This window comes from Oceanobacillus oncorhynchi (genome assembly GCF_000821065.1).
In the GTDB taxonomy this organism is placed as follows: Bacteria; Bacillota; Bacilli; order Bacillales; family Amphibacillaceae; genus Oceanobacillus; species Oceanobacillus oncorhynchi.
The window spans coordinates 2581944-2597762 of record NZ_CDGG01000001.1 but is presented as its reverse complement, the minus strand read 5'-3'; the positions used below and the strand labels follow the sequence as shown (position 1 = coordinate 2597762).

21 protein-coding genes are annotated in these 15819 nt (G+C 35.8%); 10 read left to right on the top strand and 11 right to left on the bottom strand.

The annotated features are described in order from the left end of the window. The first annotated feature begins 26 nt into the window (after window positions 1–26). From BN997_RS12400 to tnpC, 7 genes are all read left to right on the top strand, one after another. Window positions 27–740 carry a GAP family protein gene (locus BN997_RS12400; RefSeq protein WP_042532678.1) on the top strand — a complete coding sequence of 238 codons (714 nt, stop codon included), beginning with the start codon at window positions 27–29 and terminating at the stop codon, window positions 738–740. Between the two features lie 24 nt (window positions 741–764). After that, entirely contained in the window at window positions 765–986 is a 222-nt protein-coding gene (locus BN997_RS12395; protein WP_042532676.1) for a hypothetical protein, read from the top strand. A gap of 103 nt (window positions 987–1089) precedes the next feature. Further along, on the top strand, window positions 1090–2241 hold the full coding sequence (locus BN997_RS12390; RefSeq protein ID WP_042532674.1) for an acyltransferase family protein: 1152 nt from the start codon (window positions 1090–1092) through the stop codon (window positions 2239–2241). A 504-nt stretch (window positions 2242–2745) separates the two neighbouring features. Continuing rightward, complete coding sequence (locus BN997_RS23230; RefSeq protein ID WP_175296996.1) at window positions 2746–2916, top strand: hypothetical protein; 171 nt, start codon at window positions 2746–2748, stop codon at window positions 2914–2916. Continuing rightward, on the top strand, window positions 2906–3262 hold the full coding sequence (tnpB, locus tag BN997_RS12385) for an IS66 family insertion sequence element accessory protein TnpB (RefSeq protein ID WP_042528993.1): 357 nt from the start codon (window positions 2906–2908) through the stop codon (window positions 3260–3262). Before BN997_RS23230 ends, tnpB begins: the two co-directional genes overlap by 11 nt. Window positions 3263–3359: 97 nt before the next feature. Further along, a complete protein-coding gene (locus tag BN997_RS12380; protein ID WP_042532672.1) occupies window positions 3360–3872 on the top strand; it encodes an IS66 family transposase zinc-finger binding domain-containing protein in 513 nt (170 codons plus the stop codon). Further along, on the top strand, window positions 3841–4548 hold the full coding sequence (gene tnpC, locus BN997_RS12375; protein WP_139089084.1) for an IS66 family transposase: 708 nt from the start codon (window positions 3841–3843) through the stop codon (window positions 4546–4548). The genes BN997_RS12380 and tnpC overlap by 32 nt, the downstream gene beginning before the upstream one ends. A gap of 242 nt (window positions 4549–4790) precedes the next feature. Here tnpC and BN997_RS12370 read toward each other — a convergent pair whose 3' ends face one another. The 5 genes from BN997_RS12370 to BN997_RS12350 all read right to left on the bottom strand — a co-directional run bounded on the left by BN997_RS12370 (window position 4791) and on the right by BN997_RS12350 (window position 8640). Beyond that, entirely contained in the window at window positions 4791–5441 is a 651-nt protein-coding gene (locus BN997_RS12370) for a Vat family streptogramin A O-acetyltransferase (RefSeq protein WP_042532670.1), read from the bottom strand. A 20-nt stretch (window positions 5442–5461) separates the two neighbouring features. Next, complete coding sequence (locus tag BN997_RS12365; protein ID WP_042532668.1) at window positions 5462–6352, bottom strand: Vgb family protein; 891 nt, start codon at window positions 6350–6352, stop codon at window positions 5462–5464. Between the two features lie 204 nt (window positions 6353–6556). Beyond that, window positions 6557–7123, bottom strand: a complete 567-nt coding sequence (locus BN997_RS12360) for an NADPH-dependent FMN reductase (RefSeq protein WP_042532666.1) — start codon at window positions 7121–7123, stop codon at window positions 6557–6559. A gap of 144 nt (window positions 7124–7267) precedes the next feature. Further along, window positions 7268–7972, bottom strand: a complete 705-nt coding sequence (locus BN997_RS12355; RefSeq protein WP_042532665.1) for an alpha/beta hydrolase — start codon at window positions 7970–7972, stop codon at window positions 7268–7270. A gap of 152 nt (window positions 7973–8124) precedes the next feature. Beyond that, window positions 8125–8640, bottom strand: coding sequence for an Lrp/AsnC family transcriptional regulator (locus BN997_RS12350; protein ID WP_084612932.1), 516 nt, complete (start codon window positions 8638–8640; stop codon window positions 8125–8127). Between the two features lie 85 nt (window positions 8641–8725). Here BN997_RS12350 and BN997_RS12345 point away from each other — a divergent pair, with 85 nt between their 5' ends. Beyond that, on the top strand, window positions 8726–9589 hold the full coding sequence (locus BN997_RS12345; protein ID WP_042532663.1) for an EamA family transporter: 864 nt from the start codon (window positions 8726–8728) through the stop codon (window positions 9587–9589). Between the two features lie 340 nt (window positions 9590–9929). Here BN997_RS12345 and BN997_RS12340 read toward each other — a convergent pair whose 3' ends face one another. From BN997_RS12340 to BN997_RS12315, 6 genes are all read right to left on the bottom strand, one after another. Beyond that, window positions 9930–10373, bottom strand: coding sequence for a carboxymuconolactone decarboxylase family protein (locus tag BN997_RS12340; RefSeq protein WP_040980361.1), 444 nt, complete (start codon window positions 10371–10373; stop codon window positions 9930–9932). A gap of 181 nt (window positions 10374–10554) precedes the next feature. Then, window positions 10555–10983: a ribbon-helix-helix protein, CopG family gene (locus BN997_RS12335; RefSeq protein ID WP_042532661.1), complete on the bottom strand. Its 429-nt coding sequence runs from the start codon at window positions 10981–10983 to the stop codon at window positions 10555–10557. A gap of 286 nt (window positions 10984–11269) precedes the next feature. Continuing rightward, a complete protein-coding gene (locus BN997_RS12330) occupies window positions 11270–11821 on the bottom strand; it encodes a cupin domain-containing protein (RefSeq protein WP_042532660.1) in 552 nt (183 codons plus the stop codon). A 355-nt stretch (window positions 11822–12176) separates the two neighbouring features. Further along, the gene (locus BN997_RS12325) at window positions 12177–13043 is read right to left on the bottom strand and encodes an alpha/beta fold hydrolase (protein ID WP_042532658.1); all 867 of its coding nucleotides are present in this window, start codon (window positions 13041–13043) and stop codon (window positions 12177–12179) included. A gap of 16 nt (window positions 13044–13059) precedes the next feature. Beyond that, window positions 13060–13635 (bottom strand): TetR/AcrR family transcriptional regulator, encoded by a 576-nt coding sequence (locus BN997_RS12320; protein WP_040980355.1) that lies wholly within the window; start codon window positions 13633–13635, stop codon window positions 13060–13062. Window positions 13636–13819: 184 nt separating this feature from the next. Continuing rightward, window positions 13820–14602, bottom strand: coding sequence for an alpha/beta fold hydrolase (locus BN997_RS12315; protein ID WP_042532655.1), 783 nt, complete (start codon window positions 14600–14602; stop codon window positions 13820–13822). Between the two features lie 474 nt (window positions 14603–15076). Between BN997_RS12315 and BN997_RS12310 the strand changes: the two genes are divergently transcribed. Then, window positions 15077–15286 carry a helix-turn-helix transcriptional regulator gene (locus BN997_RS12310; RefSeq protein ID WP_042532653.1) on the top strand — a complete coding sequence of 70 codons (210 nt, stop codon included), beginning with the start codon at window positions 15077–15079 and terminating at the stop codon, window positions 15284–15286. Beyond that, window positions 15279–15665 (top strand): hypothetical protein, encoded by a 387-nt coding sequence (locus BN997_RS12305; protein WP_042532651.1) that lies wholly within the window; start codon window positions 15279–15281, stop codon window positions 15663–15665. Before BN997_RS12310 ends, BN997_RS12305 begins: the two co-directional genes overlap by 8 nt. Window positions 15666–15819 lie beyond the last annotated feature (154 nt).

Here is a 15819-nt window from a genome sequence, read left to right as displayed (position 1 = left end):
ACATATAAAAAGGAGGGACTCTATATTTGATCGAAAGTATTGAAGCATTGATGCCTTCTTCATCAATAGACACATCGATAGCTTTGCTAATTATTTCTATTTGCGCATTAATTGATATATTAAGTCCTGGTGTACTTGCTGTAACAGCTTATTTATTATTGACACAGCCTAATCAATTATCTTCTCGCTTGCTTGTTTTTTTGTTTATTACGCAGTTTGGCTACTTCGTAGTGGGCTTATTCCTATACTTTGGTGGAGATTCACTATTGAAAGGAATCGGAAAATTATCTGAATTTGACTTTATCAATTGGTTTTATCTCCTTTTTGGAGCAGTTATGGCTCTAATTAGCTTCTGTAAACCAAATGATACTACAAAAAAACGTTTAATTTCATTTATACCCCAAAAAACAACGATGAAATGGATGATCATGTTAGGTATCATTGTTTTTCTAATTGAATTTGTAACTGCCTTGCCTTACTTTTATTCAATTTTGTTAATGAATCACCTAACAATTGAGCCTTCCTCTTCTATCTTTATTATAATTGGCTACAATCTTGTAATGGTGCTTCCTTCTCTTCTTTTGTTAGGGGTAAATATTATGTTTAAAGAGAGACTGCAACAATTTCTAAATAAAATTAGATCAAAATTAAATGAAGCTCCGATTTCCTCACTGTTGGTAGCGATAGGAGTAGTAGGTGCGGTTTTTTTCAATATCGGTCTTAGAGGCATATTAAATTAAAAAATTATTAATGAGGTGTTCATCATGAAAGAAATAATCAGTGGACTTGGTCTACTTTTTGTTATACAGGGAGTAGGCGGATTAATCAATCATTTGACTAATGGTGGAAAAAGTTGGTTTTTGGTAAATTATATTGATGCGTTTCAGGGATTTGAAATTGTTATGGACATTATATTTATTGTAGTTGGCGGAATCATAGGTTTAGCCTCTTGGAAAATAGATGGATCAACTAAAAGAGAAAATTAAAATATAAAGCAAATAGTACGGCTTATACATAGCCGTCCAGTTTGGCGGATGCTCCGTTGAGATATATTTTTAAATATTCATAGAGGGGAACATAAGAATTATTATGAATTCAAGACATATAGGGAGCTCGTCTCTCCAAAAGGAAGGTCGGTTATACTTTATCGATAACCTAAGGGCAGCTCTTACAATGTTAGTAGTGCTACATCATTTAGTGTATTTTTCCATCTATAACGAGGTATTATCACAAGGATCTATTGGGGCTGTTATGGGCCTTCTATTCCTTGCTTTTAATCAGACTTTTTTCATGGGGACGTTTTTTCTTATTTCCGGATATTTTGTTCCTTCATCTTTTGAACGTAATGGAGCAACCCGATTTATCAAAGATAGATTCATCCGGTTCCTAGTCCCGTTTATCTTCTACGTTCTCATTCTTAGCCAAGTTCAATCAATTGAAGTCTATATGCTTAACCAGGAGCCATTTACATGGCAAACCTATTTTTCACATTTAACTTACGGGCCGATGTGGTACGTCGAGCTACTTTTCGTATTCGTTTGTTTATACGCAGTCTGGGCGAAATTTATGAGTAAAAATAAGCTATCAGTAGTTCGTCAGAGTAAGCCACCCACCTACACAATGCTTGCCATCTTTGTCATGATATTAGCAGTATCGTATTTCATCATAAGACTGTGGGTCCCTGCTCTCGACTTGCCAGGCGGATCTCCCAAGGTTCGAGCATTCGTTGGACTATTTACAGCAAGCGGCTATGATCTCCCACAATATGTCGGGCTATTCATTTTAGGCATCATCGCTTATCAACGCAATTGGTTTCGAAATACCCCTGATTCTATGGGGAGGGCAGGTTTTGGAATTGCAATTGGAGCATCGATTCATCTCCTTCCCTTAGTCTTGATATTTGGGGTAGACGAATTACAGTTTTCTGGCGGCTGGAACTGGGCATCTTTGGTTTATTCTCTGTGGGAAGCTCTATTTTGTGTTGGCGTCATTCTCGGATTAATCATATTCTTTCGCAAAAGAGTTTCTCGTCAAGGAAAAAGTTGGAGCTTCTTGTCAGCCCATTCCTTCGTGATTTATATCATTCATATACCGATTATCGCTATTGTTATGGCTGGATTGAAGGTCATCCACTTTCCACCATCCTTCATGTTTCTAGCTATGATTCTGATCACGATACCACTTTGCTTCTTGTTAAGTTATATAATTAGGCAGATTCCCTTTGTGTCAAAGATTATTTAGGGATGGTGAGTTTTAAAGAAAAAAGAGGATACGACGATAACCATACCTGCCCTTATGCTTCTCAAAAATAGAACTAATGAGCCTTTTTCACTTTGAATTTTTATCTGAGTGCTTAAAGAAGTATTAATTTTATAATAATAAGTGTTACGTGGAATACCGGCAATTTTGAGTAATGCCTTCACAGGATAATCGTGCCTTAGCTCATATACTACTTTTACTTTTTGTTTTGTCGTAATTTGTTTTCTTCTTGAACTAAGGCTTTCAACTTTTTAAATAGAATTTTCCATTTAATAATATGTATAAATTCTTACTCCCACCTGGCTTATGTTCAGTTGGGCTTTTTTGTATTTAATGAATAATTTTTCTTAAAATATTGCTCTTTTTTTTGGCATTTCATAAAAAAACTTGTTGAAGGTTAGTAAGCGGGAAATAATAGACCGCATTCTATTATAACGGAACTACCTCTATACTTGGATTTAACAAGTAATAGGAGGTAGTGTTTTCATGAAGGAAAACCCGATTGTTCCCGTAACGATCCCAGCATCAACTTCCTCTACGCCTGTAAATCCAGTAGCGGAAGTTTCTTGTCATTCTCTACAGCTAACAATTTTTGAAGGTTGTCAGGAATCTTTGGCAGTTGCCTTGATAAAGGAGGTGTGCCACCATGCTGGTTGACTTCTCCCAGATGAAAAATTGTTATTTAGTCTGTGGCTATACAGATCTTCGCAAAGGCATTGATGGTCTGGCTTCCGTAATCACCAGTCAATTTCAATTAGATATTTTAGATGAATCTGTTTTCCTATTCTGCGGGAGAAGGACGGATCGATTTAAAGCTCTCTGGTTTGATGGAGAAGGTTTTTATTTACTTTATAAGCGATACGATCAGGGAAAGTTAACTTGGCCGCGTTCGCAAACCGACGTTGAAAAACTGACACCAAAACAAATCGAGTGGCTGTTTGACGGTTTTTCCATCTATCAAAAACAAAAAATTCAACCTGCCAAATTAGGTGTCCTCACTTAATCATGGGGGAGAGAAATTTTTTTAAAAATTTTTTCTTCCCTTTTTGATAAAGTGTGGTACGATAAAAGAAATTATTTGGACACAGGGGGTGAATACGTTGACAGAATTGGAAAAGAAGCTGATGAAACAAATCGAACATTTGACAATTCAAAATGAAAAACAAGCAAAACAAATTGAACAGCTGATTAACCAGCTGACCAATATGAATCGTCGACTATTTGGAACATCATCCGAAAAGAATCCTCAAGGTCAACTCTCCTTCTTCGAAGAAGACAATAATTCCCCTTTTAGCGAGGCAGAGCAACCTGCAGACAAAGCCGTTGAAATAGAGACCATCTCTTATCAGCGAAAAAAATATCAAGGGCAGCGGGCCGATATCACAAGAGACTTGCCTATCGTGGTGGAAGAACACACTCTTCCGTCCGATAGCCAGGTCTGTTCGTGCTGTGCCAGCCCATTAAAACATCTTGGGAAGCGAGAAGCTCGAACGGAGTTAGAGTTTATCCCAGCTCATTTAGTAAAACATGTACATTATGAACATGCTTATGAATGCTTAGCCTGTAAGAAAACCGGTCAAAATCACATTCTCCGACAAAAAGCACCGGTTTGAAGTAGCAGAAACCTTTCTCAAAGGATTTCAAGGACTTCTTCATTGTGATGGATATTCCGTCTATCAAAAATTAGAAGATGTGCAGCTTCAAACGTGCTGGGCGCATGTTCGGAGAAAGTTTTTAGAGACCAATGATTCAAATGGACAAGGCGCTGTCGGCGTCCATTACTGTGACCAGCTTTTCAAGCTGGAAAGGCAATGGAAAGATTTATCTCCAGAGGAACGCCTGCAGCAACGCCAGCTGGAAAGCAAGCCGTTACTGAAGGAGTTTTGGGGATGGCTGGACGCTCTCGTTACAATGAAAGGTCCTTTACAAAAAGCTGTGGATTATACACAAAAGTTAAGGGATTCCCTTCAACGCTTTTTAACAGACGGACGCCTTTTCATTAGTAATAATCTCGCAGAACGTTCCATTCGGCCTGTCACCGTCGGACGTAAAAACTGGTATTTTTCAACCAGCGTAGCTGGAGCTCATGCGAATACCATTGGATACAGTGTTATCCAAACAGCTAAAGAAAATGGAATTGATCCGTTTGAATACTTAACCGTTTTATTTACGGAACTTCCCCAGCTTAATATTTTTCAAGACTCGGAACAATGGGAAAACTATTTTCCATGGAGTCCTTATATCCAAGCCAAGGTGAAGCCACTTTCAAAACATATAAAACGAGCATAATAGCCCTAATGGAGCTTCTTTACAAAAAGTTTACTCCTTTTAGGGCTATTTGTCATGGCGTCATATTATTTCCCGCTTACTTGTTAAGTTATAATAAAGTTGTTTTACTTTTGAAGATAAGAAGCCGCATTTTTCAAAGAAGAAATGCGGCAGATAAAAAAATAATTCTTAAATTTTGACCGTGATCATCAATGCGTAAGATCCATTTAGCGAAGATTTTTTTTATTGAGTTGAAGGTTTCCTTATTTCTTCCTCAAATTTAGTCGAAGCTTTTCTACATCACCATCTAGAATGTAATCAATATTTGCATTTATTTGCTTGATGTCTAGATCCCACCACCTTACTTCCATTAGTTCTGCAATCTTTTCTTCAGAAAATCTTTTCTTAATGTATCGTGAAGGGTTACCACCGACAACTGTATAAGGTTCTACGTCTTTCACTAAAACCGACTTTGCTGCAATAATAGCTCCGTCTCCTATCTTTATCCCTGGCATGATTGTTACGTCCCTTCCAATCCAAACATCGTTCCCAATTTCTGTGTTTCCCTTGTAAGGTAAATCTTCCAATGTAGGGGCATATTTCTCCCAACCGTTTCCGAAAAGATTGAAAGGGTATGTTGAACCATTCATTCTATGATTAGCTCCGTTCATTATAAATGTGGTACCTGGTCCAATTGAACAAAACTTCCCTATCAATAACTTATCTCCAATGGCCTCATAGTGATAAAGAACTTGGTCTTCAAAGTTTTCACCATCATTACTGTCATAATAAGAATAATCCCCCACTACAATATTAGGCTTTGTTAGAGACGGTTTAATAAACTGAACATGCTTATTACTTTTAATAGGATGTATCTCTTCTGGATTAGGTCCTAATTGGTTTTGTGATTTCATATACAATGTTCCCTCCAGTTTTATTTACCCAATTTAAGTCTGCCAATTTTGTTACATTGTAACGCAAACCATATGAAACCATCTTTATCATAGGCAATACCATGTGGCTCTGCATTTTCTGTTTGGATCTGATATTCAAAAATCGATCGATCATTTGTCATCCTGCCTATTTGATTGGAAGCCCATTCAGTAAACCATAACTCATGGCCTTCCCCCGCAATGATCGCATGTGGACGTGCATTTGTAGTTGGAAGTTTATACTCGCTGACTTCTCCAGCAGTCGTGATTCTCCCTATTTTATTACCCATTATTTCGACAAACCAGAGTGCACCATCGTTACCACTGGTGATGCCTACCGGCCCTGCTTTTTGTGTCGGAAGAGGGTATTCTGTTAATTCCCCAGTATCAGTCATTTTACCAATCATATTATTTTGATTTTCAGTGAACCAAAGTGCATGATCAGAACCTAAAGTAATAATTGAAGGAAAAGAACCCTTAGTCGGAAGAGCATACTCATACATATCACCATCAATTGTCAATTTCCCTATTCGGTTTCCATTCAATTGCGTAAACCATATGTCACCATTTAAGCCTTCAGTTATACCATAAGGTGCGGAGTTTTTATGTGGCAGGGGATATTCTGCAAAAACACCTGATGGTGTGAGCTTTCCTATTTTATTGGCAGCATACTCTGTAAACCATATGTCACCACTGGAAGATACAATTAAACACATCACTTGAGCATCATTAGTGGGGACTGTAAATTCTTGAATCTCACCAGTTTTATTCAGACAACTAATTTTGTTTGCTTTATGTTGCGTAAACCATATCTTTCCATCTTGTGCTACACCTATCCCATACGGTCCGGAATCAGGTGTTGTTAAGTTAAATTCTTTTAAATCAATGTCCATTTAGACCCCTCCATCAATAACTTTTGAAACGCAAAACTCCAATGCTCAATTCCTGAGATAGAAGGTAGTGTAGTTCATAATATAGTCTTAAAACAGATTTGTCTCCAAAGCTGTTAAGACTTAGTAAAAGTACATTACAATAATCCGATCCCAGAAGGCAATCATCAATTTGGAATAGTCAACTATTTTTATTTAATATACGAACTATTTATAAGCTTCTTTCTTATTAATTTCTTCAATCAATTTAGAGATTAATAATTTTAATGAGGCGTTGACCTCACTTTTTACAAATCCCCCATCTGCGTTCAATTTACTATCTGCTCCTGAAATCAATAATAATCCACCTTTGAATACATTCGCATTTAGCATACTTAAATGAAGTTGCAATGCTTGGTGAGCATTCTCCCCATTACCTGAAGCTGTAATGACTGCTACTGGTTTTGTATAGAGCTCAGCAGATGATACCAACCACTCAAGTGCATTTTTCAAAACACCGGGAACCCCCTTTATATATTCAGGTGTACAAATAATGACCCCATCTGCTCTCGAAAGTAACTCTCTATACACCTGTACCTCTTCCGGCGGTTGGTCACCATCTAATTCAGGATTAAAATGCGGAAGGTTTTCAATAACATTGTATATTCCATAGTCAACATTTTCAGGTATAAAGTTTTTTAGGCTATAAAGCGCTTTTTGGGTTGATGATTGTTTCCGAATACTTCCCGATAATGCTACAAGATTAATCTTTTTTTCGATATGATCCTCTCCCATAATTAGTAATATTTTTGGTGTTAGTGTTATTAGTTGATTGTTCCTTTTATACGTTCAAGAAGTGTTATGATTCCACATAAAAAAACCATAGAATTCCTTCATTTCAGCAATGTAGGTAACAACCTTTGAAAATCCTTCTTGTTTCTATTGAGGGCATAACAACCCAATGAGATTAATTAGTGAATCCGAAACAGCTTTAGGTTCTACCAGCATATGAAAATGCCCTGCATCAAATTCATCGTATCTCCAACCATAACTTTGAGCTTTTTCAGCAGGCTCTGTGTAGGCTTGGCTAAATTTAATATATCCACAAGGCACATCAGGCCAATTAGGATAGTAAGGCATAGGTTCTTCGAAAAAAGGAAGTCCCATTGGTCGAGTCTCAGCGAGTACACCTTGACGAAATCCATCTGGGATGATTTCAGACAATTCCTTATCGGTCCATTCAGGATAAAATTTCCCTGCTTCCAAGTGATTTTTCAATGACGATGCTAGCGCAGATGAACTTGTTTTCATCTCTTCAAGCTGGCTCTTTCCCCCGTGCGGTAGACTTGCATCTACAAAGATATTAGCTGCTATCGGATGAGGACTGTATGCATTAATTGCAGGCAGTAAGGGACCGGCTCCGCTATGCCCAACTAATACGATTGGTTGATTATTTGAAATGGCCTCTAATCTCTTTGCTACTCCCTGAACGTGCTGAGTCCAAATAGGAGTTGACTTTTCAATTATGCTGGGGAGAGTTGGCACAATGGTTCTGATATCTCTCCGTCGTAGTTCTCGTGAGACCGGAGCCCAGGTGTTAGGTCCAACTATGGGGCTGTGTACAAGTACAACATTCAATTCCATTTAATATTACCTCCAATTATTGTTGTTTTAATAGAAACACATTGTTAATGGCTGGTTCTCAAAGATAGATTAAATTAATATTGAAATAAAAATAACTGCAATTAGCCTTTTGCCCCGCCTTCTTATTATTTTATATACTTTATTTCAGATTCTTATTTTCCAACATTCTCATCAATCTCTTCAATCGGAAGTGATTTCATTGTAACTGGAGAAGACTGAATAATCGTTGTGGTAGTAGAGCCATATAAGAGAAACTGATCTAAAATTCTATCGAGTTGATCTATTGCCGGTATATATACCTTGAGAATAAAACAATCTTCACCAGTTATTCGGTGACATTCTACTACTTCAGGAATAGATAACGCTAGTTCAGCAATTATTGAAAGTTTTCCTGAGTTAGGACGTATACGAATATAAACCCCTATTGGTAATCCAAGGGCAGCAGGATTCAGATCTAATGAATATCCTTTTATCACCTCACTTTCCTCCAATCTCCGAACACGTTCCGTGACAGAAGGAGAAGATAATCCTACTCTTCTTCCTAATTCGGTCATCGTTAATCGAGGCTCCAGTTGAAGTTCTTGAAGAATTTTGAAATTAATTTCGTCAATTTCACTTTTATTAAAATCATAGGAAAAGAGCTTTTTATTCATTAAATGTTTAGGCATTTTATATTTTCCTCCTTAATTAGGCCATGTAAAATAATTGATTATTATTTTACTATATAAATTGAGAAGTTAAGGAGGAGATAATGTGCCAAAAGAAAATGCGGTTTCAAAAAATGGAGTTCCCCCTCATATTTATTTTTTAATAAGTGCTATTTTTCATTACTTAGGTCCCTCTTTTGCTGTTCTTCTTTTTTCCAGTATCAGCGTACTTGGTGTCGCCTGGTTCCGAATAGCCACAGCCGCTGGTTTTTTTATGATCTGGCGGCGTCCATGGCACCGTTTCTTTCAGTTGACCTGGGACCAACAGCGTATTGTTATTGGACTCGGTATCGTTCTTGGACTTATGAATGCCAGTTTTTATATAGCTATTGCTCGAATTCCTCTAGGGACGGTTGCTGCAATTGAGTTTTTAGGCCCCATTATACTAGCTGCCCTGGGGGTGCGTAATCTACGGAATGTCGTTGCACTACTATTTGCTGCAATAGGAGTATGGCTCTTAACAGATGTCAGATTGGAAGGAGACCCACTCGGTTTTATTTTTGCTTTCGCTAACTGTATATTTTTCATAATCTATATTATGCTTGGACACCGAGTTGCCAGTGATGGTGGCTCTTCCGGCATTGATCGGCTGAGTATAGCAATGGTCGTGGCTCTTTTTACTGTTACACCTATTGGGATAAATGGAGCTTTGCCAGCGATAACATCTCCTATTTTACTTTTGGCTGCTTTAGGTGTTGGCGTTTGCTCTTCTGTCATTCCTTACGTATGTGATCAACTGGCTATGGCTAAATTATCTAGATCGACTTTCTCCATTTTACTTTCTATATTACCGGTTACAGCAACATTGATAGGGATATTAGTACTTCATCAGTTTCCAACCATTTTAGAAATTATTGGAATTTTTTTAGTTGCAAGCGGTGTGCTCTTGCACCAGACCAAGGAAACATAATCAAAATAAAATCAACGTTGAAAAATAATCTTATAACAAAAAAGGAAAACGTACTGATTGATATTACCATTGAACTTCGTAGAGAGAAAATACGTACCTACTTGATTGAATATTTTTTAGATTCATATAAAAGCCTAATTTCTTCAAAATTAGGCTTTTCTGTTGGTTCCATTATCAAAAACGTGCGTTTATTAATCCTTCACTCCATCTTTAGAAAAATCACTGTTGTTCGATACGAGTGAATCATTACTTTCCATTTATTGATCTAAAACCCGCTAATAAAGTAACAACCTTAATTCGAATTCCATTCTAGATCTATATTCAATTAGACATGGAGAATCTATATATTCGATGGAGCTTTTATTCCTTGGGCAATAACGAAACGATTCCAACTGTTAATTGCCACAATAGCCATGATAATTTCTCCAATTTGTTTATGATTGAAGTAATTTGTGAGTTCCTTATAGGCGTCATCAGATACTTTTTGATGAGGTAATGTTGTCAACTCTTCAGTTATTTGTAATGCAGCTCTTTCTTCATCCGTATAAAAAGTACTGTGTTTCCAGCCACTTAAGCCAAGCATTCTTTGATCTGTTTCTCCATTTTTACGAGCTTCTTTAGTATGCATATCTATACAGAATCCGCACCCATTCAACTGTGATGCCCTAATTAAAATCAGGTCAATAGTTATTCGAGGTACGCTCACTTTCTCTAAATACTTGTCAAACCCCATCATTGTTTCCATCGCTTGCGGGTCTTCCATCATTACATTTACTCTTTCCATAAATAATTCCCCTCTCAGAATGATTTTTCGCATACTATATACCAGAGGACCTAATTTGCGGTACTTTTCAATTACGTTTGATACATCACATGATGCATATTATATTAGTTGATGATCCTTCACTTCATCAACATCACCTCCAGAAATGATTTTTATGACCATACACTAAATAAAGAACTTTCTAAATGGTCCTATTTTGCTTCTCGTTAAAACCTGCAGGCTTATCTCCAACTAAACCCAACAAAAACATTTGAGAATAAGCAAAACCTTGATACGTTTTTGAAACAATTGATGGAACTGTCAGTTCAAGATCCAGATAAGTACTTAGTACTAATTGTGAGAATTGTTTTTGATCGGTCAAGGAATATTCCTGGAGTTGATTTGCAAACTCCTTACTAACATATTCTCTGCCTCCTAACACTTGTTGTAATTCGTATCCTGCCATATATAGCTCAGCAGCAACCTCTTCGTCAGGTTTTTGATGTTTAGCTACATAACTTGAAATCCAGTCACGTATTAATGTGGAGGTATCTTTGTTATTTTCCTTAGCAACTTGTTGAAAACGTTCTTTTAAATCTTTTGATATACGTACTTGCAAGCTTGTATTCATTTGGCTGTTAACTCCTTTAATATAGTTAAAATCATTATAAGTTATTAGCAATTACAATGTCAATACAATGTATTGACAAACAATCCACATTGGAATTTATCCATTCACCAATAAACGAACTTATTTTTTAGAGCTCTGGAATCTTTAAGCATAAAAGAACATGATTCTAACAATTAAAGAAGAAAGCTGTTTCCTTTTATAACTTCTTATCTATATAGAATATTCATTCACTACTTCTTTTAAGAAAAGCAACTATACCTTGCTCTTAGCGTTACTGATATCAATTTTATATTTTATAACCAAGATTTCCAGCTAATCTAGCCAACCCTCCAAGAAATATTTTCTGGATAAACCTAGGCGGACCCTTAAGGTAACCATCAATACATTCCCAAGCAACTCCAAGCCAGAGTGGATTACGCGGTATCCCATTTTTTGTTAGTTTTCCTTCACACTCTAATTTGTGCATTAGAACGAACATTTTCCAATGTTGCCCCGGTGGACGAATTTCGTGAATGACTTCTAGATTACCATCACTTACATTCCAAAACTGATGAACTTGATTGGGAAGAATGATTATTTCTTCTCCAGCCTCAAGCGTTATTTCTTGTCCATCCACTAAAAAGCGCATTCTTCCTTTTATAATTATAAATTTTTCTTTCAACAAAGGATGAGAGTGCGCCCCATTAACTGCTCCTTGTTGTGTCATTCGGTGTCCTAATGTTATATATTCCCCGTCTTCATCCTGGCCTGCCTGCAGAAAAGTAACAGTTCTTCCATCTGGATAGACAAGTTCCTTCCCAATTTCAACAGTGTCTCTAACTTTAAACTTTTCGGGCATTATTTTTTCCTCCCGCCTTTGATTATCAAAATCCAAAATGAGAAAAATATTACGAACATATACAGACGTTTGAATAGGAGCTTAATAATAAAGCTAATCATTAAAAACTACATCAACTTACTACAATTCATATTGTAATCGCATTCATTTTCTTCCACTATCATTTACTAAGGTATACCAGGTAAAACATATTCACTTTACTATTTAAATAGAAGCAGAACGATTTGGTAATCCATTACTAGAGTCGATTTGTAAATATACAAATAACTCCTAAACTAATCATCCTTCTAAAGGTTACATCCAAAAATATTTCTATAAATATGGAAACACAAAAGAATTTTGAGCATTCAAAGCATCAATAATCATTTTTCGATAAAAAATTTTTAATAACCTTGGTAAATTCATCTGGTCTTTCTTTTTGAGGCCAATGTTTGCACCCTTTCATTAGATAAATCTCCGAGCCTTGTATACTTTCATGTGCATGTTCTGCATATTCAACTGGTACACTAGTATCATCAGTCCCATGTACAATTAATGTTGGATTTTTTATTTCAGAAAATCTGCCCGCCAAATTCGTACGAAGTCCGTTTTTTGTTATTTCACTTCTTTGAAATGAAATAAAGGCCTTTCCCGCATCGGGAGCCTTTAAAACCTCCTGTACCTCATCCACGAGCTCTTCAGATAACTGATCAGGATCTCCAATCAAACTATTTAACAGTGTCCATTTCACAAATGCCCTGCTTTTACTGGACAATTTATAAGATAGTTCGTTGAAGAAAGTTTTGGTATACCAATAGGAAAGACGATGAGATGGCAACTTGTTGAAAATTCCCCACGCATCTACTAATATTAATTTTTCTACTAACATTGGATAATCCAACGCAAACTTGAGAGATATTCCTCCGCCAAGTGATAAACCAGTCAAACTAACTTGTTCTAGATTCAAGGCATCCATAAATTGTTTCAAAAATTCTGTATAAAATGATAGAGAATATTCTAAATCAGGTTTATCACTCATTCCATACCCAGGTAAATCGGGGGCAAATACACGATTTGTTTCAGACAAAGGTCCTATTATTTCACCCCAAGATATAGAGGCGGAATCCACTCCAGCACCATGCAAAAGAATAACAGGTGGACCTGTATCGCCAGCTGTAAAGCATTGAACTTTGATATCATTTATGATTAATTCCATCGTATTTATTGATGAATTACTTTGCATCTTCTTTGACTCCTTCCTATCCATGATTTATCCCGATAACCCGATCAATACAAAGTTCAATAAGTTCCTTTAACGATTTATCTTGTTTGTGTAGCCATAGCATGACTGCTCCTAAAATAGAAGCTTGCAACAAATAGGATGTTTCTTTTACATTTATTTCTGCAATCTCTCCTTTGTCTATACTAGCTTGAAGAATCCTTTGTACCTCATTATCAATTAGTAAATTCCTTTCTTGCGAAATAGCATGCAACTCTTGGTCCTGTACTCCTTCTAAATAGATAGCTATCATACTCATTAAGGAAGTAGCATCATCATTTTCAGCAGACCAGTAAGTCAAAAAATTCCGTAACGTATCAATATTGGTTTCCTTTAATTGATTCTCTTCAACAACTAATCTTGTTCGTTCCAATGCATATTGAAAATAGCTGAGTATCAACCCTTTTTTTGAACCAAATCGCTTTGACAAGATCGCTGTAGAAACATTCGCTTCTTTTGCGATTTTTTCTAATGACAATTTTGAATAACCATGCGTAGCAATTGCAGTATAAAATCCTAAAAAGATTTGTTCGTCACTATATTTAATTGGGCGCATATCATATCCTCCATTAGTAAGTGATTATTCATTTACTAATATATATATATCATCTTTAAAAGTCAATCATTTCATGATAATGTCAAATTTCACGGGTAGATGTATATCTTTTGAAATAAAATTAATTGTAATACTAATTTATCCACAGAGTAAAAAGGTTACTGCTGCACAAGAATAGATTATATTAATGGATTTTATTGAGATAATCATTCAAATGTTTATTAAATTCATCGGGCTGGCATAAATTACTTGGATCAAAAGAATCTTCTATATAAATCAGTTTTGAATCAGGTAAAAGCTCATGAATTTGTTCCATCCATGACGAAGGCATTTGTTTGCCGCTTAGAAGCAGGACCGGACAATGAATATTCGGTAAAAACGTTGTATAGTTAATACGATTAATATAAAGTCTTTGTTTAGTTACCTCATTTCTACGGATAGATCGCATTATTTGTTGCATTTTATTTGCCGCTTGTGGCCATTTTTTATAACTCCCCGCTGTCATAGCGGCTAACCACTTTCTGGGAAGATAATACATCGGAATAGCTGAATAAGCTGCTATAACCCGCATTACACCCATTGACTTCATTCTAGTGTCACAAAAACTATCTACAATCACAAGACCCTTAACCTTATTTGGAAATAACAAGGCAAACTTTTGACAAAACACTCCCCCATAAGATACACCAATGAATACTGCACTCTCGATATTAAGTTGGTTCATTAGTTCATAAATATCATGACATTGTACGTCCATCACCTGATTTGAAGAAACACCATTTAAACTTCCTGACCTTCCATTTCCTCTCAATTCCGGAATAATGACTTGATACGCCGTTTCGAAATATTGCTGCTGAGGTTCGTACATATTAATTCCTGCTCCAAGACCCGGAATAAAAAAGAGCGACGTTCCTTTTCCTGTGTATTGATAGTAAACCGTCGTTTCATTTACTTGAGTTTTTGGCATCAGTTGTTTTCTCTCCTCTCTTCATTAGCCTAAAAATAGTTGAGGTTATTATTCATCCATTTTCACTAGTTTTGGGATTGCCTTCAGTATCCATTAACTTAATTTGAATTTATCCAGTTTTAAGATTGTTATCTTCTTCTGAATTCACTCCTTTTTCTAAACTCGCATTTTTCTGAGGTACACAGTCCAATATTTCATAGTTGTTGAATCTTTAAGGGAGTCAAGTGTAACATTTTTCTATTTTCTTTCCAATTAACATCAAATGATACTTTAATTGTTAGCTAATATTTCGTTTTAGAAATCAAACTTTATTACTGTCCTACTCTGAAAAATAGATTCAGCATCATTGTGTGGAATTCATTAAGTTAAGAAAGGTTAAAACACAAAAGGTGTAAAAAACATTTGACAATCATTTTATCTTATTATACAATCCAAGTGTAAAAGATGTTTTACAATGATTGGGGTGGTATTTATATGCAAAACCGAATAAAAGCGTATCGAGAAAAGAAAAATATCTCACAAGGAAAATTAGCAGATTTATGTAATGTAAGCAGACAAACAATTAATGCGATTGAGAATAATAAATATGATCCCAGTTTAAAATTAGCCTTTGATATTGCGAAAATCCTAGCAGTTAAGGTTGATAATCTATTTTTGAGTGAGGGAGAGATAAAAAATGAGTAAGAGGGTTGAAATAAGTGTATTTAGTATTGTTACTCTAGTTGTATTAGCAAACATCATTTTTAAAATTACTACGGGGAAAAATATTGAATTTTTCGAAATAATGGCAATGAGTGTATTCTCTATGTTTTTATTGTATGCCCTGACATGGGGGAATAAGGAAGAGAAGAATGGTATTTTCCAAGATGAAGAACTGGGAAAAAGAATTACAGTGATTGCGTCGAAAATAAGTTACACCATTTTATATTTCGTTATAATGATAGCTGTGCTTGCTGACAAAATAGTAAACGGTACAAGTAATGTATTTTTATTAGCTGTATTCGTTTCAGCTATGATAATCTTTCCTTTGGTTCAATATTTAGTTTCCAAAAAGTATAAGTAATTAATTGATATTCAGGGTTTTTAATAATTAACATCAAGAATTGTAAGAAATTAAAAATGTAGTTTATATTTCTGGTTAGATATACTTTCCTACAATACAAAGAGGCTTTCATTAAATGAATGACATGCGTTTGGTGAAAGCTTCTTTTATCAAT